Raw genomic sequence first — 18,913 nt, 5'->3', positions numbered from 1 at the left:
AGAAAATAACTGCAGCGGACAACTGCTGTTTGATGGAAGGGAGGGCTGCTGATGATTTCCTGTGCCGGTATTGATGCAGAAGGAAACACAATAAACAATATTACATTGAATGAATTTAAAAAATACGAATGGAAATGGTACTGGATTGATTATTCCTCTCCCACCGTGGAGGAAACAAACACGCTGGACTCGGTGTTTCATTTTCATCCACTGGCCATTGAGGACTGCTACATGGAGCGTCAGCGTCCAAAGCACGATTCCTATGACGGCTACAGCTTTTTCGTTCTCCATGCCCTTGATAAGGAAACGCTTGGAGCTGAAGAGATCTGTATGTTTCTTGGCCCCAATTTTGTCGTTACATATCATGAAGCCCCGTCTTCGGCTGTTAACCATTCCTGGAAAAAGCTGCGGACTGAAGGTGCCGCGCTTAATCCGGATGATATCAGCTATCACATTATAGACAAAATGACGGACGAATACTTTCCGGTCCTGGATCAAATCGAAGACCGCCTGAATGAGATCGAGGAAAGCAATGCGGAGTTGACCTATGGTAAGCTGATAGAAGAAGTATTTGATTTGCGGTCTGATTTGCTGAGGCTCCGGCGGACCATCGTTCCTATGAGAGACCTGGTATACAGGGTGTTGTTTGTGGAGCGCCTGCACCTGATTACCGAGCAGCGGGAATATTACCGGGATATTTATGATCACCTCCTAAAGGTTACAGAAATGATTGAATCCAACCGGGCAATGACTTCAGACATGAGAGACAACTTTCAGACAATGGCATCAAACAGAATGAATGCGATTATGATGACGCTCACGATCGTATCAACCATCTTCATTCCGCTGACCTTTATTGCAGGGCTTTATGGTATGAACTTTGTTTATATGCCGGAGCTCGAGTATAGATACGGGTATTTCATAGCACTTGGGGTAATGTTTCTGGTAGCGGTAGTGCTGCTGGGCTTGTTTAAACGAAATGGATGGTTTAAGATTTTTAGATAGAAGAGTAGAAAGGGGGCGTTCGGATTGTCCTACCGATTATATAAAGCACATTTTAAGCATCCAATGCACGAAGAAGATTTGATCGTATACTACGATAAGGATGAATCAACCTTTTGTTTTGCGACAAAAGATATTGAAGAACAATCCCCGGAGATATGTAAGTTCCAATACCCTGCCGATTCTCTGCACGATGTGAAGCTGTTCATCGAAAAACTGGGTGTTGACGCCCAGACGCTGACGTTTCGCCATTATCTCCTGCATTAATAAGCAAATCCCCTGATGCCAAAAGCATCAGGGGATTTTTTAATATTAATCAAGATCTGCCGGATATACACCGTTTTCGTCGTGAACTTCGCGGCCGCTCAGCGGTGGGTTGAATACACAAACCATGCGCATGTCTTTGCTGCCTCCGCGAAGCATATGTTCGTCGTTTTTATCGAGCGCGTACAGCACACCTGGCTCAAGCTGATATACTTTATTATCGCTCAATGTTTCAATTTCTCCGTCTCCTTCAATGCAGTAGACGGTTTCGAGATGGTTCTGGTACCAGATGTGAGTTTCCGTGCCGGCGCGGATAATTGTATCATTCACCGAGTAGCCCATGTTATCGTCTTTCATAATGAAACGGCGGCTGACCCAGTTACCGTCATCCACTTCACGTTCAGTACCGAGCAAGTCTTCAAGCTTAATTACTTTCATTGTCTATTCCTCCATCTTATCAGTTAAGGGTTTATATCATAAAAAGGCCGACCGTCGGGGTGCCGATCGATCGGCTTCTTTTTATCCAGATAGTCAATTGGTTAAATTAGTTGGCAACGAGGTTGCTTTCAGCGGTAACCTCTTCAATTGCCTGCTGAAGAATCGACAGCCCGCGTTCAAGTCCTTCATCGTCAATAGTAATTGGCGGGAACAGTTTAAATACTTCATCGTCTGCGCCGGCTGTTTCCATAATCAGCCCGTGTTCGAAGCATCTGCCGGCGATGTTATCGGACAGATCCTCGATAGGGCTCATTATGCCCTGCATAAAGCCGCGTCCTTTACGGACCCCTTTCATTTCAGGGTGCTTTTTAATCATGTCATCCAGAAACGAAGCAATACGCTCTGACTTTTCCTGGACGTTCTTTTCCAAACGGTCATCCTTCCAGTAATTCAGGGCCTCAGTACCCGTTACAAAAGCAAAGTTATTGCCGCGGAAGGTACCGTTATGCTCCCCGGGAGCGAATTTATCATACTCCGGCGCCACTAAAGTGATGGCAAGCGGTGAGCCGTTGCCGCCAATGGATTTGGAGAGGCATATAAAGTCAGGCTTAATACCGGCCGGTTCAAAGCTGAAGAAAGTACCGGTACGGCCGACGCCTGCCTGAACATCGTCAAGAATGAGCTTGATGTCGCGCTCGCGGCATATTTTTTCAATTGAACGAAGCCATTCGCTGCTTGCAGCATTTAAGCCGCCTTCACCCTGAACGGTCTCTACAATAAACGCTGCAGGCTTATCAAGGCCGCTGCCTCCGTTATCAAGGAAGTTCTCAATATATTCAACGGAATTATCGCTTTCCTTTAAGAACTTGTCATACGGAAGGACAGAGGTGTTTGATAAAGGCATGCCGGCCCCGTTACGCTTGAATTTGTTGCCTGTAACGCTCAAAGCACCGATAGTCATGCCGTGAAAGCCGTTAGTAAAGCTGACAACATTTGTGCGGCCAGTTACCTTACGTGCGAGCTTCAGTGCGCTTTCCACACTGTTCGCACCGGTCGGCCCGGGGAACATGATTTTATAATCCATGTTGCGCGGCTTCAGAATAATATTTTGGAACGCATCGATAAATTCGCCCTTTGCTTTAGTAGCCATATCAAGGGAGTGGGTAACCCCGTCCTCCTGAATGTAGGCGAGCAGTTTTTCTTTCATGTTGTCATCGTTATGTCCATAGTTCAGTGCTCCTGCGCCGGAAAAGAAGTCAACATATTCTTTTCCGTCCAGATCCCAGAGCTTGTACCCTTTTGCCTGGTGGAACACCGTAGGAAAGCCTCTGACATAGCTGCGCACTTCCGATTCGTATTCGTTAAAAACGCTAAGGTCATTTTTCATCATAAATGTAAGTATCCTCCTTGGGGATGTTATCGAAAAATTCAGTTTTTACATAATACATGACATGCGCTTTGCATGTCATGTTCGCTACTTATTTTGTAAAGGGTCCGACTCGAAATGTCAACTCTTCTTCATGTTCATCATCCGGGAACAGATCCTCCGTAAAGCATTCAGAAACTGTCACTTCAGTATCGCGTTTCTTGGCAAGCTTTTTAAACAAAGCCTGAGAGGCTTCATTGGAAGGAGTGATGGTAGCTTCTAAATAGAGCACTTCTTCACATACATCCCGTTCAAGAAGCGCATCCAGCAAACGTGAAGCAAGGCCTTTTCCCCGCTGGGAAGTATCCACGCCCACCTGCCAGACAAACACGGTATCCTGTTTTTCAGGTGGAATAAAGGCCGTTACGAAGCCCACTAATTCATCGTTTTCTTTAGCGACAACACATGTTTCGGCAAAAAATTCACACATCATAATATATTTATATGAGGAATTCAAATCCAATGTGGAGTTTTTGACAAGTTCCCACATGTCTGCCCCGTCTTCAACGGTTGGTTTGTCAAAAACGATTGAATCGACGGAACCGTTCGTTCCAGTCATTTTCGTTTCCATTTTCTTACCACCTTTTAAAATTAATAGAGGGCTACATGTACTATACCTCTTTATAAAAAAAACAAACGCAAAATTGCTTTGTTTTAAAATGTAATAAGATCTGCCACACTCACATTTCAAATCTTAACGCTAATTGTGGAAATGTTCAAACTCGCCTATCGGGCATTTATGAGTATTATTACTACTTATAGAGTGTTATGTAACCTGAACAGCGAAAACGATAAGTAATACTTGCGCAGATGGACAATTCCTCCACCTTTGATAAGAAAAGCCGTCTGGAAGGCCCAGACGGCTGAAGATTACTCCTTTAAAATATTGATCAGCGCAGGCTGGAGAGTCGGGAAATGAAAAGAGAAACCGTGATCCATGGATTTTTGGGGGATGACCTTCTGGCCTCCAAGGATCATTACACTCATTTCACCGAGCATCTTTTCGATAACAAATGATGGAACAGAGACCCAGTGAGGGCGTCCGGTCACTTTAGCTATCTCGCGTCCGAGTGTTTCCATCTGCGCCGGCTGGGGCGCAGTAATGTTCAAAGCACCTTTAATTTCCTTATTTGTAGCTGCGAAAAGAAGCATTTCGACAGCGTCTCTTAAATGAATCCAGGAAAACCACTGTTTTCCGCTTCCGATAGTACCGCCGCCAAACATTTTGTAGGCAGAGACAAGTGGAGGAATGAATGCCTGCAAAACGAGACCCATCCGTGCTTTTACTACCCGGATTCCGAGTTCTTCCGCTTTTTCGGCTTCATTTTCCCAGCGTACGGAAACGTCCTGTAAAAAGTTTGACTCTCCTTTAGGGGATTCCTCGGTAAATTCCTCTTCATCGGAAATTCCGTAATAAGCCACGGCTGAGGCACTGACAAGTACTTCCGGTTTATGGCTGCTTGCTTTAAAAATACGAATGATTTCTCTGGTGGAATCGATACGGCTGTTTAAAATATCTGCTTTATTTTGTTCCGTCCATCGTTGTGCAATCGATGAGCCGGCCAGATTTATGAAAGCATCCACCGGCGGCAATTCATACTCGGGTTTGCTGCCGGGGTTCATCCATTCAATAAAGGTGATATTTTCACTATTTTTTTTATTTTTACTGTTTCTTGTTAAAATATAAATATGGTGGCCCATCTGCTCGAGGTAGCCTGTGAGGGCGGAGCCTACATACCCGCTTCCTCCGGCAATAGCAATATTCAATGTATATTTCTCCTTTCAGTCCTTAAGGTGATGTAAATACGTCACTTTTGAAACTATTCAACTTTACCCAAAAGCGGGTTGTCATAATCATTTTCCACTATGCAAAAGGAGAGGGCCTTTGTGAAAATTACAAAAATTGAAGTGCAGAAAAATAATCCCGAGCGATACAATATTTTCACCGATCAGACCGGCCGGGAAGCATTCACAACCGGTGTGGATGAAGCTGTTTTGGTCCAGTGGGATCTTAAAAAGGGAAAGGAACTGACGGAAAAAGAGCTTGAACTTCTGATTGAAGACGATCATGAACGTAAGGCATGGAACCGGGCGCTGCATTACTTATCGAGTGTGATGCGGACAGAAAAAGAAGTATATGACCATCTAATAGAAAAAGAGTTTACAGAGGCCTCTGCATCGAAGGCGGTCGAAAAAGCGAAAAAATATAAATTCTTAAATGACCGCGAATTTGCCAAAGCGTTTGTGCGAACAAAAATTAACACGACTGATAAAGGGCCGAAAGTCATCAGAATGGACCTGGGGAAAAAAGGCGTTGCGGAGAGTTATATTTCCGAGGCGATGAAAACACTGACTGATGAACTGGCTCTCGACCGGGCCGTGACCGCTGCAGAAAAGAAGGGGAGTCAGAAAAAAGGTGAATCGGCCGGTGCGGTGAAACAGCGTTTGTTGCAAATGCTGCTCCGGAAAGGATATGATCATGAAACAGCTTCAGCCGCTGTAAAAGAGGCGGACTTTTCTCCTTCAGAGGAAGATGAGTGGAACTCGGTGCTCGTGCAGGGAGAAAAAGCTTACCGGAAATGGGAAGGCAAACTTGAAGGCCGTCAGCTTGAACAGAAAATCAAAGAATACCTATACCGGAAGCAATTTCCGATGGAGCATATCCAACGGTTTTTAGATGAAAAAAGAGAGGAGACCGAGCATGGGAATGGAAAAAAGATACAGCCAGATGAGCAGGTATGAGCTTGAACAGGAAATCGCAAGCTTAAACGAAAAGTCTAAAAAAGCCGAGCAAATGGGAAGAGGAAATGAATTTGCAGTTTATGAGCGTAAAATCGCAATGGCGAAAACGTACATGCTTGATCCAGCGGACTATCAGCCGGGGAAAACGTACCGCATCGCCCAGGAAGGGTCCACCTTCGAAGTAGAATTTATTAACGGCGTGTTTGCCTGGGGATACCGGAACAATTCAAGCCAGATCGAAGCACTGCCGTTTTCTCTGCTGGTTGAAAAATAAAGAATGGAGGCACGATTGGAATGGAAAACCAGAAAAATTATTTATTGGAAACTCTTCTTTCCGTCAATAGTGAGTTAACAGACGAAAAAGCCCGGGAATGGGTAGATTTTTTATGGGAGGATTTTGAATCCACGCAGGCGAGAGCAGGCCGCACGTACAAGGGGGAAGAAGTAACCGGGCAGATCGTGGAAAAATGGGTCCGTCAGTACGGTCCGCACCTGCACCGCTACGAAGCAACGAATGAAAAGTTTTTTGGCATTAATTAGATATAAGTAAAGAGTACGGAGATCGGCTCCGTACTCTTTATTATTGAGTATAATAGGAAAAGGCCCGGCCTTTGTCGAGTTTTTTGTGAAGCGTATCATCGCTGAAAATCCAGCCGGTGTAGGAAGTCATAATCTCTAATTCCTCGTTCAGTTGAACGACCGCTACAAACGGATAGTAGCCCTTGCTGCGGTAACGCAGGTCAATGAATTTCACTTCGTATCCCTCTTCTGTGTTTCGGACGATCCAACGGTACGTAGGGGAGAAGGACAGAAAAGAAGCAAGGTTCCGATCGTATCTGGCTGCATTAATAACCGGATCATCAGGAATTGGTTCAAACGGATACGTTTCAAAGTAGCGAAGCCGGCCGTTTCGGTAATTGGTGACAAATAACCTGTGCGGCGTACGAATAACCAAATGCCACCGGTACCAGTTGTACGTCGGTGAAATAAACAGGTGTGTGGCATCCGGATGCAGGCGCCGGGCTCTTTGCAAAACAATGTTTCGGGCCTGGAACCGCCACAAATAGTAAAAAAGCAAAAAAACGTATAGAACAATCATAGAGGGTGCTCTAGGTACATCAAACCACCAGAGAATAAATACAAACAGGTGGGAAAAAAAGAGTACTGAATCAAAAATATTAATCACGCCAAGCGCTATCCAACGCCTCGTAAACGGAGACAATGCCTGTGTGCCGTAGGCATTAAAAATATCAACAAAAACGTGAAGAGCGACAGCGATAAAGGACCAGAGCCATAAATGCGAAAAAGCAACGTCCGGAGAAAACATATATATAAGAGCGGCCAGCAGCACCGGCCAGATTAATACGGCGGGTATGGAGTGTGTCGGGCCGCGGTGGTAGCGGATATAGACGGCATTATTTTTCAGTTTTAATACGGTATCAAAATCAGGGGCCTGAGAGCCTATAATTGTCGCGATCAGGATTGTACCCATTGCTCCGCCTTCGGTTGAAATAGCAGGATCAATGGTGGCAAGGCCGCCGAGACCTATCCCCATTACAGTGTGAGTTGCTGTATCCATTGGCACCACCTTTAATTTATGGCATGCTGAAACAAAAAAAGCCTGTGGCATCAAACAAGCACAGACTGTACCAGTGTAGTTCCATCATACCCTAAACAGTTTGTTTCAAAAAGGAGAATTGTATGAATCCGCAGAAATACGTCGTTTTTATGGAATACCGGATATCAGAAGAGAAAAGAACTGAATTTTTAAGCGCCATGGAAGAAATTTCTTCTGCTATGCTCAATGAGCAGGTGAATAATTATGAATGGTTTGAGTCTGTGGATCAGGGCGCATTATTTGTAGAGATGTTTGCCGTTAATACGCCTGAGCAGTACAAATCCCTTAAAGCTAAACGAACAGAGGCAGAGCACAGCGTATACGCCCGCCTTGATGAATTCGTTCCCGGAGGGATGAAAAAAGTGCACTGCTGGTGTTTTGAAAAACAGGGACCGTATGGGAACTAAAATAAAGAGAAAGAGTGAACTGCTATGAACCCACTATTGGAGAATTTTTCGCCGGAACAGTTTCAGCAGGACTTAGTCGACTGGTACCGGCAACAAAAAAGAGATCTGCCCTGGCGAAGGAGCGCAGATCCTTATCACATATGGATTTCGGAGATTATGCTTCAACAGACAAAGGTTGATACAGTCATTCCATATTACTACCGGTTTTTAGAAGCTTTTCCCACTATCGAAGCCCTGGCAGAAGCAGAAGAGGACCAGGTGATGAAGCAATGGGAAGGCCTTGGGTATTATTCCCGGGCCAGAAACCTGCACCAGGCGGTCAAAGAAGTAGCTGAAGAATATGGGGGAGAAGTTCCGAGTGGAAAAAAAGAGTTTCGGTCGCTTAAGGGAGTAGGTCCCTATACAGCCGGAGCAGTACTCAGTATTGCTTTTGATAAACCGGAGCCGGCTGTGGATGGGAACGTAATGCGCGTGTTTTCAAGACTGTTATGCTTGTATGAAGATATCGGCAAACAGTCCACAAAAAGTACGTTCGAAGCAGTGCTTGGCGAGATTCTGCCGCTCACCTCACCGTCGGACTTTAATCAGGCAGTGATGGAGCTTGGTGCTCTTATCTGTACGCCAACCTCGCCGGGCTGTCTGCTGTGCCCGGTGCAGGAGCACTGTAAAGCAAGAGCAGCGGGGGTGCAGGAGGAGCTTCCGGTAAAAGAAAAGAAAAAGGCCCCGAGAAAACAGGAAATGGCAGCGGCGATTATTTGGAACGAGGACGGGGAAGTATTAATTCATCAACGGCCGGATAAAGGGCTTCTTGCCAGGCTGTGGGAATTTCCCAACACGGCAGTGGAAAATGAAGCGGAGCGCGCCGAAGAAATGGGTGCTTACCTTGAGGGGAACGCATTCATAAACCCCAAAATTGATCGTCCCGTGCAGCGTGTGGAACAAACATTTTCGCATTTGATCTGGAATGTGCACGTATATGAAGGGAAGGCGGAAAAAATCTTTCTGCCTGAGGGCTGGAAATGGGTTCCGCTGAAGGACATAGCGAACTACGCGTTACCTGTGGCGCACCAAAAAATCTATAAAACACTGGTTGAAGGGATGGAGTTAAAATGAGCAAGGCTTTCGAGGAAAAGAAAGTACTGGTTACAGGCGGTTCCAAAGGAATAGGAAAAGGCATTGCCCAGGCGTTTTATAACGAAGGAGCCCGCGTTGGTATTTTAGCGCGTTCCGAAGAAGGGCTAAAAGCTGCCAAAGAAGAGATTGGGGACATTGAGACATATGTCTGCGATGTTACTGTAGATGGTGAAAGGCAAAATACCTTTCAACGGTTTATCGAAACGTTTGGCGGAATTGACATACTGGTGAATAATGCCGGCGGAAGCAGCGGGGGAAAAATTGCGGATACCTCCATGGAAGAATTTACGCAGGCGATGGAAACAAATTACTTTCAGGCTGTACACTTCAGTAAAATGGCGTATGAACAGATGAAGGAACGCGGTGGAGCAGTTATTAATATTACGTCGATCTTTGGGAAGGAAGCTGGCGGAAAAGCTACGTACAATAACGCCAAAGCGGCGCTGATCAGCTTCACAAAAGCAGCAGGTAATGAATGGATAAGAGACGGTGTGCGGGTCAATTCGATTGCTCCGGGGTCCATTCTGCACCCTACTGGCAACTGGCAGAAACGGATAGAGGAAAATCCTGAAGCGATGGAACGGTTTGTGGAACAGAATATTCCTGCCGGAAGATTCGGCAATGTGGAGGAAGTGGCAGACGCAGCATTGTTTCTCGCTTCGCAGGAGGCACGTTGGCTTGTTGGCACAACGCTCACCGCTGACGGCGGGCAGTCCCGGATGAATATATAAAACCGAAGGCCTCGGCCTTCGGTTTTATGCTTAGTCGGAAATAGTGAGCACGAGGTTTCCGGAGTAGCGCTTATTTTCCAAATCTGTGTGGGCCTGGGCAGCTTCATCTATAGGATAGGTACGGGCTACATGCGGGGAAAAGACGCCGTGGTCATAAGCCCGTTGCACCCCGGAAGCTGCTTCCTGCAGGGCCGGGGCAGGTGCTGTGAAAAGAAGAATGCCGAGAATGGAAGCATATTTTTTGTTTAAAAGCTGCCATGGGAAGCTCGGCATATTATTCACCGGCGAGCCGACAGCGACGATTCGTCCTCCTGGTGAAAGGATCTGCAGGTCCGTGTCGGCATTTTCACTGAAAGACATATCAAGGATAACATCAGCGCCCGGCTGCCCTGAAGCTGCAGCAAAATCCTCCTTCCAGCTTTCATCATTTAGATTCAAAACCATGTCTGCACCTGCCCGGCGGGCGATTTCGTGCTTTTCAGTGCTGCTCGCTGTAGTGATAACAAAGGCGTTATGATGCTTGGCCAGCTGTATGGCGGCATGGCCGACCGCCCCGGCGCCGCCGTAAATAAGCACGGTCTCTTCAGGCTGAAGTGCGGCCCGGAAAAACAAAGCGAGATGGGCAGTGAGAGCAGGAATACCAAGAGATGCTCCTTCAGCAAAGCTCATAGCTTCAGGAAGCGGAAAAATGTTTGAAGCCGGGGCGGCTGCCCATTCTGCAGCGGCGTTTGGAATGTTGGTGCCCCATACCCGGTCACCCGGCTGAAAGCTTCCAGCACTGCTGCCAACTTCTTCAACTATTCCGGCAGCATCGAAATGTGGAATAGCCGGGAAGATGGATACGGGACGTTTCCCGGAGCGGAAATACGTGTCAACGGGATTAAGGCCGACTGCCTTTACCCGGATAAGGACTTCATCCAGCTGAATATCAGGTTTTTCCACCTCTTCTGTAGTCAGAACTTCCGGTGTTCCCTGCTCATAATAAATGATTGCTTTCACGAAAATCGTCTCCTTTCATTCTGCATATGATAGTTTTTTGCCTTCTCTTTCATCGTAACAGTTTTTCAGATCGACAGAAGAAATGTATAATGGAAGGTGATAGAAAAAAGAAGGCAGCAAAAATTGCAGAAGAAGGGAGGCGGGACACATTGGCCGAGCGTAACGAAATCGCCGCAAGCTTCCCGGAAACAGGTAAGCCTATCCAGGTGCAGAGTTATAAGCATAACGGATCGCTCCACCGTGTATGGGAAGAAACATTAATACTGAAAGGTACAAGCAGAGAAGTCATTGGCGGCAACGACCGTATTCTGGTTCACGAATCGGACGGAAGGGTCTGGAGAACGAGAGAGCCTGCTATTTGTTATTTTCATGCTGAGAAATGGTTCAACGTTATTGGTATGATCCGGTCTGATGGAGTGCACTATTATTGTAACCTGGGCACGCCGTTTGTCTACGACAGTGAAGCTCTTAAATATATCGATTATGATTTGGATATTAAAGTTTTTCCGGACATGACCTACAATTTACTGGATGAGGACGAGTATGCCCAGCATAAAAAAGAAATGAATTACCCTGCGCAGATAGATGAAAAGATGGACACGAGTATTCGGGAACTGCAGAATTGGATCTGCCAGAGAAAAGGCCCATTTAACTCTCATTTTATCGAACAGTGGTATGAGCGTTTTTTGTTTTTTCGATAAGAGGTGAAAAAGATGGGCAGTATTAAACGCTACATGCAGTTTGTGCGGCCGTACAATAAAATAATTGCGGTAACAGTGACCATTGGTATTTTCAAATTCGGTCTGCCGCTTTTAACGCCGCTCATTCTTGCTTATATTATCGACCACGTGCTGTTGGCCGATGGCATGGCAACAGCTGAAAAAGCACGAGTGCTCGCCTGGCTGGCAGGCGGAGCGGTTGTGCTTTTTATTATCGTTCGTCCGCCAATTGAATATTACCGGCAGTACTTTGCCCAGTGGACGGGCAATAAGGTTTTATACGATATCCGTGACCAATTGTTCAGCCATATTCAAAAATTGAGCCTTCGTTTTTATTCCAACCGCAAAGCCGGCGAAATCATTTCGCGGGTAATCAACGATGTTGAACTGACAAAAGACTTTGTCATTACCGGTCTGATGAATATATGGCTTGATCTTGCGACCATTATTATTGCACTTATTATTATGTTTACAATGGACGTGGAATTGACGCTGGTGGCGATGTTGTTTTTACCCATTTACGCCTTTTTCATCAAATATTTTTATTCGAGGCTGCGGGATTTAACAAAAGCAAGATCGCAGGCGCTTGCAAACGTGCAGGGACATCTCCATGAACGGGTGCAGGGAATGAGCGTGATCCGGAGCTTCGCTCTTGAAAATCATGAGCAGGGACAGTTTGATACAAGAAACAAACAGTTCCTGGACCGGGCGGTGGATCATACGCGCTGGAACGCTAAAACATTCGCAGCCGTTAACACCGTGACGGACGTGGCACCACTGGTAGTCATCCTGGCAGCCGGTATGGCTGTTTTGTACGGGAATTTGTCCGTCGGGGAAATGGTGGCATTCACCTCCTACATGGAGAGACTATACAGCCCGCTGCGTCGTCTGGTGAATTCATCCACCACCCTTGTGCAGTCGATCGCTTCAATGGACCGGGTGTTTGAATTTATTGATGAAAAATACGATATTACCGACAAAGAAACAGCCGTGCCGGTGCAGCACGTCAAAGGCGACATCAGGTTTGACCACGTATGGTTTAAATATGAAGAGGACACTAACGATGTATTAAAGGATGTCGATCTGCATGTGCGCCCGGGAGAAACCATCGCGCTTGTCGGCATGAGCGGCGGCGGTAAGAGTACGATCGTCAGTCTCCTTCCGCGGTTTTACGATGTCACCGGCGGTTCTCTGCTTCTTGATGGAAAAGATGTGCGGGATTACGAAGTGCGCACGCTCCGGGACCATATCGGCATGGTGCTGCAGGACAACATTTTATTCAGCGAATCAGTGAAAGAAAATATCCGGATGGGAAAACCGGATGCCACGGATGAGGAAGTCATACAGGCAGCGCGTATGGCGAACGCCGAGGTGTTTATCAACGAACTGCCGCTCGCCTACGATACTCCAGTCGGAGAACGGGGCGTGAAGCTTTCCGGTGGTCAGAAGCAGCGGATTGCCATTGCGCGCGTGTTTTTGAAAAATCCATCGATACTTGTGTTTGATGAAGCCACCTCGGCACTGGACCTGGAAAGTGAGCACTATATCCAGGAAGCGATGGAGCGGCTTGCCCGGGACAGAACTACTTTTATCGTAGCGCACAGGCTTTCAACGATTACCCACGCAGACCGGATTGTTGTCATCGAAGACGGCCGTGTAGTGGAGTCAGGCAGCCACGAGCAGCTAATGATGGCAGAAGGCTCCTACCAGCGGCTGTTTGACGTTCAGCACGTGTAAATAAAAAACTGGGAGGCGACCATGGAAGAAGTCAAAAATTATTTCAAGCATCATCGCAGCAGCCACTTAAACCAGCTAAAAGAATTTTTATCAATACCAAGCATCAGTGCAGACCCGGAGCATAAACCGGATATGGAAACAGCTGCCTCCTGGGTGGAGGAGAGCATGCAGTCAGCAGGTCTGGAAAACACGGCTGTTATGGAAACCGGTGGACATCCGGTCGTGTACGGGGATTGGATGCATGCCCCGGGAAAGCCTACGGTCCTGTTTTACGGGCATTATGACGTGCAGCCGGCCGATCCGGTTGAACTGTGGGAAACGCCGCCGTTTCAGCCGGACATACGGGATGAAAAAATTTATGCCCGCGGTGCGACTGACGATAAAGGCCAGGTGTTTATGCACCTTAAAACGATTGAAGCCTTTATGCAGACGAAACAGGAGCTTCCGGTGAATGTAAAGTTTTGCATTGAAGGAGAAGAAGAGATTGGCAGCCCTAATCTGGATGAGTTTGTGGAAAAGCACCGGGATCTGCTGCAGGGGGATGTACTGCTGGTTTCCGATACACCGATGCTCGAAAAGGGCCGGCCGACAGTCTGCTATGGACTGCGGGGACTTGCGGGAATTCAGATTGATGTAAATGGAGCTAAAGGAGACCTGCACTCCGGCCTGTACGGCGGCGGGGTTGCAAATCCGCTTCATGCCTTGGCTGATATACTTGCTTCCATGCATGATGACAGCGGCCGTATTACCGTTGATGGCTTTTACGACCGGGTCGTTTCGCTGACCGGCCAGGAACGCCAGGCATATGCAGAACTTTCATATGATGAAGAAAATACAAGAAAAGAACTAAACGTACCGGAGCTGTTTGGCGAGGAAGGATTTTCGTTTTTGGAAAGAACGTGGGCCCGCCCGACGCTGGAAATTAACGGGATGCATGGAGGCTTCCAGGGAGAGGGGATCAAAACGGTGCTTCCTTCTGCGGCTTCAGCCAAGATAACGTGCCGGCTCGTGCCTGACCAGGATCCCGATGAGATTGTGGAAAAGCTGACGGCGCACGTCCAGCATAAAACTCCTAAAGGGGTGGAGGTGGACGTGATTCCGTTTGATAAAGGCAGGCCGTTTGTGACTCCATTTGACCACCCGGCCATTCAGGCAGCCGGGAGAGCGCTTGAAACAGCGTACGGCACGACGGCAGCATATACCCGAATGGGAGGGTCTGTTCCTGTTATTGAAACGTTCTCCGAGATTTTAAATGTGCCGGTAGCTTTAATGGGATTTGGTCTTCCAACCGAAAACTTTCATGCGCCAAATGAACATTTCCATCTGGAAAACTACGACAAAGGCCTCGAGGCTTTAGCAGAATATTTGATAGAAATCAGTGAAAATTTATAAACGAAAAAGGAGGGCACCCATTAGCGGGCGCCCTCCTTTTAGTTTTCAATAGCAAAGAAGTCTTCGCTGCTGTGATAGCGGAAATAGGTCTCAACAAGCCGGTCGAGATGTTCAAGCTGCTCATTGTACTCGACGATGTGTGCGACAATGGGAAGAAGATGGAGCCATTCCGAGCGGTCGATATTCTGGTGATCATACATTTCCATAAGCTGATCGGTTAAAGACACTCTGCCTTCATCGACCTCTTCGGCCATTTCCTCTGTGAGATGGGTGGTCACCTTGCCTACATAACGTTGAAGAATTCTGTCGTGGTAATCCATAAGATGATCAAGCTGATTGCGTATGGCTTCCTGCATTTCTGAAGGCGTATGCTGCATATCGTTTTCAAACTTATCAAGCGTGCGCAGAATGGTCACGATTTTATTCATCGAAGCGATCATTTGTTTAAAAAGAACAACACGCCGGTCCCGGGTAAGCCTTGCCTTTTTAGTGTACACGCGTTCTTCTTTAAACAGAAGGTACAGGTTTTCGATGGAGACCGTTTGATCTTTAAGGGAGGAAAGGTCCTTTCGCAGCGTCTGACGGTTAGTTTCATGCCTTCCAAGCAGCCGGATCCACTGAATAGTATCCTGGGTCACATCCCGAATCTGCTGATACAGCTTGGTTTCATGCTTTGGCGGCAGAAACAGCATGTTGACTAAAAAGGAAGCAAGAATCCCGAGCATAATTAAAGCAAACCGTTCGGAGGCAAATAAAATAAAATTGCCGTCTCCGGGCCTGCCCATGATAATAATGACCGTCACAACAGCGATTGGAATGGTGGAGGCATCCAGTTTTAATCCTAGAATGCCTGCAATAATAATCATCACCGTAACTCCAATGATTACCGGATCGTGGCCGAACGCAAGTACCATAACAATAGCTGTGCCAGCCCCGATGATATTAGCCTGGAGCTGATCCAGCATTGTCTGGAAAGTCCGGGAAATGGACGGTTGAATAGCGAAAGTAGCGGCGATAGCTGCGAAAAAAGGAGGGTTCAATCCAATCCACGATGCTGCGTATATAGCGAGAACGATCGCAAGACCGGTCTTGAAAATTCTGGCTCCCAGCTTCATAACGGATTGTATTCCTTTCTGTATTGAACTTAGTGAATGTAGCTGCTTAACGCTGCAAAGGCCTGTTCCGAAGCTTCCAGCGTTTCCTCTATGTCCTCAATGCTGTGCTCAGTGGTGAGAAACCAGGCTTCATATTTTGAAGGAGCAAGGTGAACGCCGCGGTCGAGCATTTCTTTAAAAAAGATGCTGAATCTTTTAGAGTTTGAACGCTCGGCCCCTTTGTAATCTTTTACGGTTTCGTCTGTGAAATAAACGGTAAACATTCCTTTTAACCGATTGATTGTAACAGGTATGCTGTACTTTTCAGCCTGCTCGAGAAGACCTGTTTCAAGGCGTTCACCCAGTTGGTCTAATGTATCGTATACCCCGTCTTTTTCCAATACTTCAAGGCAGGCGATGCCTGCTCGCATGGAAGCCGGGTTTCCGGACATTGTTCCTGCCTGGTAGGCCGGGCCCAGAGGAGCGACCTGCTCCATGACATCCACCCGGCCGCCGTAAGCGCCGATCGGCAGACCGCCTCCGATAATTTTCCCCATAGCGGTCATATCCGGTTCCACCTGGAGCATGTTTTGGGCAGCACCGTAGGTGAAACGAAAAGCAGTAATGACTTCATCAAAGATAAGAAGAGAGTCCGATTCGTGTGTGAGTTTTTTAATCTCTTCAAGGTAGCCGGGCTCCGGTTCCACAAGGCCGAAATTACCTACAATAGGTTCGATAAGGACTGCAGCCGTTTCGTCTCCCCAGCGTTCAATGGCTTCGCGGAAGCTGTCAATGTCGTTAAACGGCACAGTAATGACTTCTGCGGCAATGTTGGGAGTCACACCCGCAGAGTCCGGGGACCCCAGTGTCGACGGGCCGGAACCCGCTGCGACCAGCACCAGGTCGGAGTGGCCATGGTAGCACCCTTCGAATTTGATAATTTTATGTTTGCCGGTATAGGCTCTGGCTACGCGGATGGTGGTCATTACAGCTTCAGTGCCGGAATTGACAAACCTGACTTTCTCAAGTGAAGGTACCGCATCTTTTAATTTACGTGCAAACACGTTTTCCCATTTAGTAGGGGTGCCAAGCAGAGTGCCTGTACGGGCAGCCTCATTGATTGCTTCAGCGATATGCGGATGGCCGTGCCCGGTAATAATAGGACCGTAGGCCCCGAGGTAATCAATGTAGCGATTGTTATCCTCATCAAACAAATGTGCACCGCGCCCTTCTTTCATAAAAACCGGTGTGCCGCCTCCAACTCCTTTAAAGGAACGGGAGGGACTGTTAACGCCTCCGACGATCAATTCGCAGGCTTCATTATAAAGCTCGACAGATTTTTCATAGGACATATTTTCCTGACTCTCCTTACTATCAACTATTTCTTATCTATTGTATCATGGAGAAGTAAAGCAAAAACCATGATATCATAAGATGAAAACAAGTGTTGAGGTGATCAATGTGAGTACAGAAGAAAGCAATGTAAACCCAGGAGATCTGGAAGGTAAACAAGCCCCTGATTTTGAACTTCCCGCTACTACCGGCGAAAACATTCGTTTAAGTGATTATCAGGGACAGAACGTGATTTTGTATTTTTATCCGAAAGATAACACTCCCGGATGTACAACTGAAGCCTGCGATTTCAGGGACGCTCTGCCAGAGTTGAATGATAAAAATGTCAAAGTGCTCGGGGTTAGCCCTGATTCAATGAAAAAACACGAAAACTTTACTGCTAAACACGAGCTTTCCTTCCCGCTCCTGTCTGACGAAGAACAGGAAGCAGCTAACGCCTACGGAGTTTGGAAATGGAAGAAAAACTTCGGTAAAGAGTACCTTGGCATTGTACGGTCCACCTTTTTTATTGATACAGAAGGAGTCGTGCAGAAAGTATGGGACGAAGTAAAGGTAAAGGATCATATTGGGGAAGTATCCCGGTATGTTGATGAATTCCTGTCATCTTCTAAAAAATAGCAGGCGGGTGAAAACATGAAACTGCTTCTTTGTATTATCGATAATTTTTATACCGATCAGGTAGAGATGGAAATGAAAGACAAAGGCTATCGCATGACAGAGATTGCGGGCAGCGGTGGTTTTTTAAAAAAAGGAAACACGACGTTTATGTTCGGTGTGAATGAGGAAGAAGTATCGAAGTTAAAAACAGATTTAAAGGATATATGTCTGGCTTACGAAAAACACAGAGGAAAACGGCCAGAGCATTCAAATAGGTTTACTTCTTTTCTTTTAGATGTATCGATGCTTCCTTTTTTTCAATCAGCCGAAACAGATGAGAATCACTGACCCCCTTTCATTGACAAGGATCAGGGGATTCCGATAAAATAGATTATAAGAATTACAAATAAAGAATCGTTTTACAGGAAGAGAGGTGCATGACGATGGCGAGCGCTAGCCTACAGGAAGCAGTAAGTGTCTTAAAAAGCACGAACGTTCGGATGACACCGCAGCGTCATGCTATTTTAGAGTTTCTGCACTCTTCAATGAGCCATCCGACTGCTGACGATATCTATAAATCTCTTGAAGAACGTTTTCCGAACATGAGTGTAGCCACAGTCTACAATAATCTTCGGGTTTTTAAAGACGCTGGCATAGTGAAAGAATTAACCTACGGAGACTCCTCAAGCAGATTCGACTGCGTTACTTCAGATCATTATCATGTAATATGTAATGATTGCGGGAAAATTGTAGACTTTCACTATCCAGGCCTGGATGAAGTAGAAACGTTAGCTGAACATGTGACAGGCTTTGATATTGAAGATCACCGGCTGGAGATTTACGGAACATGTCCGGAATGTACAAAGATGAGCAAACAGTAAGCTGTTTTAAAAGCCTTCATCTTTTTAATGGATGGAGGCTTTTGTATGCTTTTTAAACGCAGAGAGTTCTCTTAAAAACTAATTTAAAATTATTTTGCAAAAGTGGTTGACGGTCCTATAGGCCGATGTTATATTACTAATTGTCGCCAAAACGGCTGACAAAAAAGAGAATAACGAATTAAAACTTCTTCAAAAAGTTGTTGACATTCATTATTCAAAAATGATAAATTATAAAAGTCGCTGTTTAGCGGCAGATCGTTCTTTGAAAAGGAAAGACAAGCCAGAGCCCCAAAGAAAAGAACCAAATTTAGGGCATCACTGATGCCACAGCATCAAACTTTTTACGGAGAGTTTGATCCTGGCTCAGGACGAACGCTGG

The 18,913-nt window shown here is 46.4% G+C and carries 22 protein-coding genes; 14 read left to right on the top strand and 8 right to left on the bottom strand.

Features of this window, described 5'->3' with window-relative positions; translation table 11 throughout:
• Positions 1 to 51 precede the first annotated feature (51 nt).
• Positions 52 to 1,005, top strand: a complete 954-nt coding sequence (gene corA / locus Q0757_RS15920; protein WP_298789107.1) for a magnesium/cobalt transporter CorA — start codon at positions 52 to 54, stop codon at positions 1,003 to 1,005.
• A 24-nt stretch (positions 1,006 to 1,029) separates the two neighbouring features.
• A complete protein-coding gene (locus tag Q0757_RS15915) occupies positions 1,030 to 1,269 on the top strand; it encodes a hypothetical protein (RefSeq protein ID WP_298789106.1) in 240 nt (79 codons plus the stop codon).
• Positions 1,270 to 1,314: 45 nt separating this feature from the next.
• On the opposite strand, the gene Q0757_RS15910 is transcribed toward Q0757_RS15915, so the two are convergent.
• The 4 genes from Q0757_RS15910 to Q0757_RS15895 all read right to left on the bottom strand — a co-directional run bounded on the left by Q0757_RS15910 (position 1,315) and on the right by Q0757_RS15895 (position 4,897).
• Positions 1,315 to 1,704, bottom strand: a complete 390-nt coding sequence (locus Q0757_RS15910; RefSeq protein WP_022795050.1) for an ectoine synthase — start codon at positions 1,702 to 1,704, stop codon at positions 1,315 to 1,317.
• Positions 1,705 to 1,810: 106 nt separating this feature from the next.
• Complete coding sequence (ectB, locus tag Q0757_RS15905; protein WP_298789105.1) at positions 1,811 to 3,094, bottom strand: diaminobutyrate--2-oxoglutarate transaminase; 1,284 nt, start codon at positions 3,092 to 3,094, stop codon at positions 1,811 to 1,813.
• Positions 3,095 to 3,182: 88 nt separating this feature from the next.
• On the bottom strand, positions 3,183 to 3,701 hold the full coding sequence (ectA, locus tag Q0757_RS15900) for a diaminobutyrate acetyltransferase (protein ID WP_022795048.1): 519 nt from the start codon (positions 3,699 to 3,701) through the stop codon (positions 3,183 to 3,185).
• 299 nt (positions 3,702 to 4,000) lie between these two features.
• Entirely contained in the window at positions 4,001 to 4,897 is an 897-nt protein-coding gene (locus Q0757_RS15895; protein ID WP_298789104.1) for a TIGR01777 family oxidoreductase, read from the bottom strand.
• 120 nt (positions 4,898 to 5,017) lie between these two features.
• On the opposite strand from Q0757_RS15895, the gene recX reads away from it, so the two are divergent.
• Genes recX through Q0757_RS15880 form a run of 3 tightly spaced genes read left to right on the top strand, consistent with a single transcriptional unit; the run spans position 5,018 to position 6,412 of the window.
• Positions 5,018 to 5,872, top strand: a complete 855-nt coding sequence (recX, locus tag Q0757_RS15890; RefSeq protein ID WP_298789103.1) for a recombination regulator RecX — start codon at positions 5,018 to 5,020, stop codon at positions 5,870 to 5,872.
• Positions 5,838 to 6,146, top strand: a complete 309-nt coding sequence (locus tag Q0757_RS15885) for a YfhH family protein (RefSeq protein ID WP_027847476.1) — start codon at positions 5,838 to 5,840, stop codon at positions 6,144 to 6,146. Before recX ends, Q0757_RS15885 begins: the two co-directional genes overlap by 35 nt.
• Before the next feature lie 20 nt (positions 6,147 to 6,166).
• A complete protein-coding gene (locus Q0757_RS15880) occupies positions 6,167 to 6,412 on the top strand; it encodes a YfhJ family protein (RefSeq protein ID WP_298789102.1) in 246 nt (81 codons plus the stop codon).
• A gap of 40 nt (positions 6,413 to 6,452) precedes the next feature.
• On the opposite strand, the gene Q0757_RS15875 is transcribed toward Q0757_RS15880, so the two are convergent.
• Positions 6,453 to 7,451, bottom strand: coding sequence for a metal-dependent hydrolase (locus Q0757_RS15875; RefSeq protein WP_298789101.1), 999 nt, complete (start codon positions 7,449 to 7,451; stop codon positions 6,453 to 6,455).
• 122 nt (positions 7,452 to 7,573) lie between these two features.
• Between Q0757_RS15875 and Q0757_RS15870 the strand changes: the two genes are divergently transcribed.
• The 3 genes from Q0757_RS15870 to Q0757_RS15860 are packed head-to-tail and all read left to right on the top strand — an operon-like array spanning position 7,574 to position 9,762.
• Positions 7,574 to 7,897, top strand: coding sequence for an MFS transporter (locus tag Q0757_RS15870; RefSeq protein ID WP_298789100.1), 324 nt, complete (start codon positions 7,574 to 7,576; stop codon positions 7,895 to 7,897).
• A 24-nt stretch (positions 7,898 to 7,921) separates the two neighbouring features.
• Positions 7,922 to 9,010, top strand: coding sequence for an A/G-specific adenine glycosylase (gene mutY, locus Q0757_RS15865; protein WP_298789099.1), 1,089 nt, complete (start codon positions 7,922 to 7,924; stop codon positions 9,008 to 9,010).
• Positions 9,007 to 9,762: an SDR family NAD(P)-dependent oxidoreductase gene (locus Q0757_RS15860; protein ID WP_298789098.1), complete on the top strand. Its 756-nt coding sequence runs from the start codon at positions 9,007 to 9,009 to the stop codon at positions 9,760 to 9,762. Before mutY ends, Q0757_RS15860 begins: the two co-directional genes overlap by 4 nt.
• 30 nt (positions 9,763 to 9,792) lie before the next feature.
• On the opposite strand, the gene Q0757_RS15855 is transcribed toward Q0757_RS15860, so the two are convergent.
• Positions 9,793 to 10,761 (bottom strand): NADPH:quinone reductase, encoded by a 969-nt coding sequence (locus Q0757_RS15855; RefSeq protein WP_298789097.1) that lies wholly within the window; start codon positions 10,759 to 10,761, stop codon positions 9,793 to 9,795.
• A gap of 89 nt (positions 10,762 to 10,850) precedes the next feature.
• On the opposite strand from Q0757_RS15855, the gene Q0757_RS15850 reads away from it, so the two are divergent.
• Genes Q0757_RS15850 through Q0757_RS15840 form a run of 3 tightly spaced genes read left to right on the top strand, consistent with a single transcriptional unit; the run spans position 10,851 to position 14,609 of the window.
• A complete protein-coding gene (locus Q0757_RS15850) occupies positions 10,851 to 11,462 on the top strand; it encodes a DUF402 domain-containing protein (protein ID WP_298789096.1) in 612 nt (203 codons plus the stop codon).
• Positions 11,463 to 11,474: 12 nt separating this feature from the next.
• Complete coding sequence (locus Q0757_RS15845; RefSeq protein ID WP_298789094.1) at positions 11,475 to 13,217, top strand: ABC transporter ATP-binding protein; 1,743 nt, start codon at positions 11,475 to 11,477, stop codon at positions 13,215 to 13,217.
• A 21-nt stretch (positions 13,218 to 13,238) separates the two neighbouring features.
• Positions 13,239 to 14,609 carry a dipeptidase gene (locus tag Q0757_RS15840; RefSeq protein ID WP_298789092.1) on the top strand — a complete coding sequence of 457 codons (1,371 nt, stop codon included), beginning with the start codon at positions 13,239 to 13,241 and terminating at the stop codon, positions 14,607 to 14,609.
• A 38-nt stretch (positions 14,610 to 14,647) separates the two neighbouring features.
• Here Q0757_RS15840 and Q0757_RS15835 read toward each other — a convergent pair whose 3' ends face one another.
• Both Q0757_RS15835 and Q0757_RS15830 read right to left on the bottom strand, forming a co-directional pair.
• Positions 14,648 to 15,724: an aromatic acid exporter family protein gene (locus Q0757_RS15835; RefSeq protein WP_298789088.1), complete on the bottom strand. Its 1,077-nt coding sequence runs from the start codon at positions 15,722 to 15,724 to the stop codon at positions 14,648 to 14,650.
• Between the two features lie 29 nt (positions 15,725 to 15,753).
• The gene (locus Q0757_RS15830; protein ID WP_298789086.1) at positions 15,754 to 17,055 is read right to left on the bottom strand and encodes a glutamate-1-semialdehyde 2,1-aminomutase; all 1,302 of its coding nucleotides are present in this window, start codon (positions 17,053 to 17,055) and stop codon (positions 15,754 to 15,756) included.
• A gap of 82 nt (positions 17,056 to 17,137) precedes the next feature.
• On the opposite strand from Q0757_RS15830, the gene bcp reads away from it, so the two are divergent.
• From bcp to perR, 3 genes are all read left to right on the top strand, one after another.
• The gene (gene bcp, locus Q0757_RS15825; protein WP_298789085.1) at positions 17,138 to 17,674 is read left to right on the top strand and encodes a thioredoxin-dependent thiol peroxidase; all 537 of its coding nucleotides are present in this window, start codon (positions 17,138 to 17,140) and stop codon (positions 17,672 to 17,674) included.
• Positions 17,675 to 17,689: 15 nt separating this feature from the next.
• On the top strand, positions 17,690 to 18,001 hold the full coding sequence (locus Q0757_RS15820) for a cyclic-di-AMP receptor (protein ID WP_298789082.1): 312 nt from the start codon (positions 17,690 to 17,692) through the stop codon (positions 17,999 to 18,001).
• A gap of 95 nt (positions 18,002 to 18,096) precedes the next feature.
• Positions 18,097 to 18,534, top strand: coding sequence for a peroxide-responsive transcriptional repressor PerR (gene perR, locus Q0757_RS15815; protein WP_298789138.1), 438 nt, complete (start codon positions 18,097 to 18,099; stop codon positions 18,532 to 18,534).
• The last annotated feature ends 379 nt before the right edge of the window (positions 18,535 to 18,913 follow it).

Source organism: uncultured Marinococcus sp. (assembly GCF_947493875.1).
Classification (GTDB): domain Bacteria; phylum Bacillota; class Bacilli; order Bacillales; family Marinococcaceae; genus Marinococcus.
Note: the sequence above shows the minus strand (reverse complement) of the source record. Positions and strands in the feature narration are given on the sequence as shown.

What these genes read in the sequence shown, in the direction of transcription:
- corA (WP_298789107.1), top strand. Translation starts at nt 52, where the DNA reads ATGATTTCCTGTGCCGGTATTGATGCAGAAGGAAACACAATAAACAAT.
- Q0757_RS15910 (WP_022795050.1), bottom strand. Translation starts at nt 1,704, where the DNA reads ATGAAAGTAATTAAGCTTGAAGACTTGCTCGGTACTGAACGTGAAGTG.
- ectB (WP_298789105.1), bottom strand. Translation starts at nt 3,094, where the DNA reads ATGATGAAAAATGACCTTAGCGTTTTTAACGAATACGAATCGGAAGTG.
- ectA (WP_022795048.1), bottom strand. Translation starts at nt 3,701, where the DNA reads ATGGAAACGAAAATGACTGGAACGAACGGTTCCGTCGATTCAATCGTT.
- Q0757_RS15885 (WP_027847476.1), top strand. Translation starts at nt 5,838, where the DNA reads ATGGAAAAAAGATACAGCCAGATGAGCAGGTATGAGCTTGAACAGGAA.
- Q0757_RS15880 (WP_298789102.1), top strand. Translation starts at nt 6,167, where the DNA reads ATGGAAAACCAGAAAAATTATTTATTGGAAACTCTTCTTTCCGTCAAT.
- Q0757_RS15875 (WP_298789101.1), bottom strand. Translation starts at nt 7,451, where the DNA reads ATGGATACAGCAACTCACACTGTAATGGGGATAGGTCTCGGCGGCCTT.
- Q0757_RS15870 (WP_298789100.1), top strand. Translation starts at nt 7,574, where the DNA reads ATGAATCCGCAGAAATACGTCGTTTTTATGGAATACCGGATATCAGAA.
- mutY (WP_298789099.1), top strand. Translation starts at nt 7,922, where the DNA reads ATGAACCCACTATTGGAGAATTTTTCGCCGGAACAGTTTCAGCAGGAC.
- Q0757_RS15860 (WP_298789098.1), top strand. Translation starts at nt 9,007, where the DNA reads ATGAGCAAGGCTTTCGAGGAAAAGAAAGTACTGGTTACAGGCGGTTCC.
- Q0757_RS15850 (WP_298789096.1), top strand. Translation starts at nt 10,851, where the DNA reads ATGGAAGGTGATAGAAAAAAGAAGGCAGCAAAAATTGCAGAAGAAGGG.
- Q0757_RS15845 (WP_298789094.1), top strand. Translation starts at nt 11,475, where the DNA reads ATGGGCAGTATTAAACGCTACATGCAGTTTGTGCGGCCGTACAATAAA.
- Q0757_RS15840 (WP_298789092.1), top strand. Translation starts at nt 13,239, where the DNA reads ATGGAAGAAGTCAAAAATTATTTCAAGCATCATCGCAGCAGCCACTTA.
- Q0757_RS15835 (WP_298789088.1), bottom strand. Translation starts at nt 15,724, where the DNA reads ATGAAGCTGGGAGCCAGAATTTTCAAGACCGGTCTTGCGATCGTTCTC.
- Q0757_RS15830 (WP_298789086.1), bottom strand. Translation starts at nt 17,055, where the DNA reads ATGTCCTATGAAAAATCTGTCGAGCTTTATAATGAAGCCTGCGAATTG.
- bcp (WP_298789085.1), top strand. Translation starts at nt 17,138, where the DNA reads ATGAAAACAAGTGTTGAGGTGATCAATGTGAGTACAGAAGAAAGCAAT.
- Q0757_RS15820 (WP_298789082.1), top strand. Translation starts at nt 17,690, where the DNA reads ATGAAACTGCTTCTTTGTATTATCGATAATTTTTATACCGATCAGGTA.
- perR (WP_298789138.1), top strand. Translation starts at nt 18,097, where the DNA reads ATGGCGAGCGCTAGCCTACAGGAAGCAGTAAGTGTCTTAAAAAGCACG.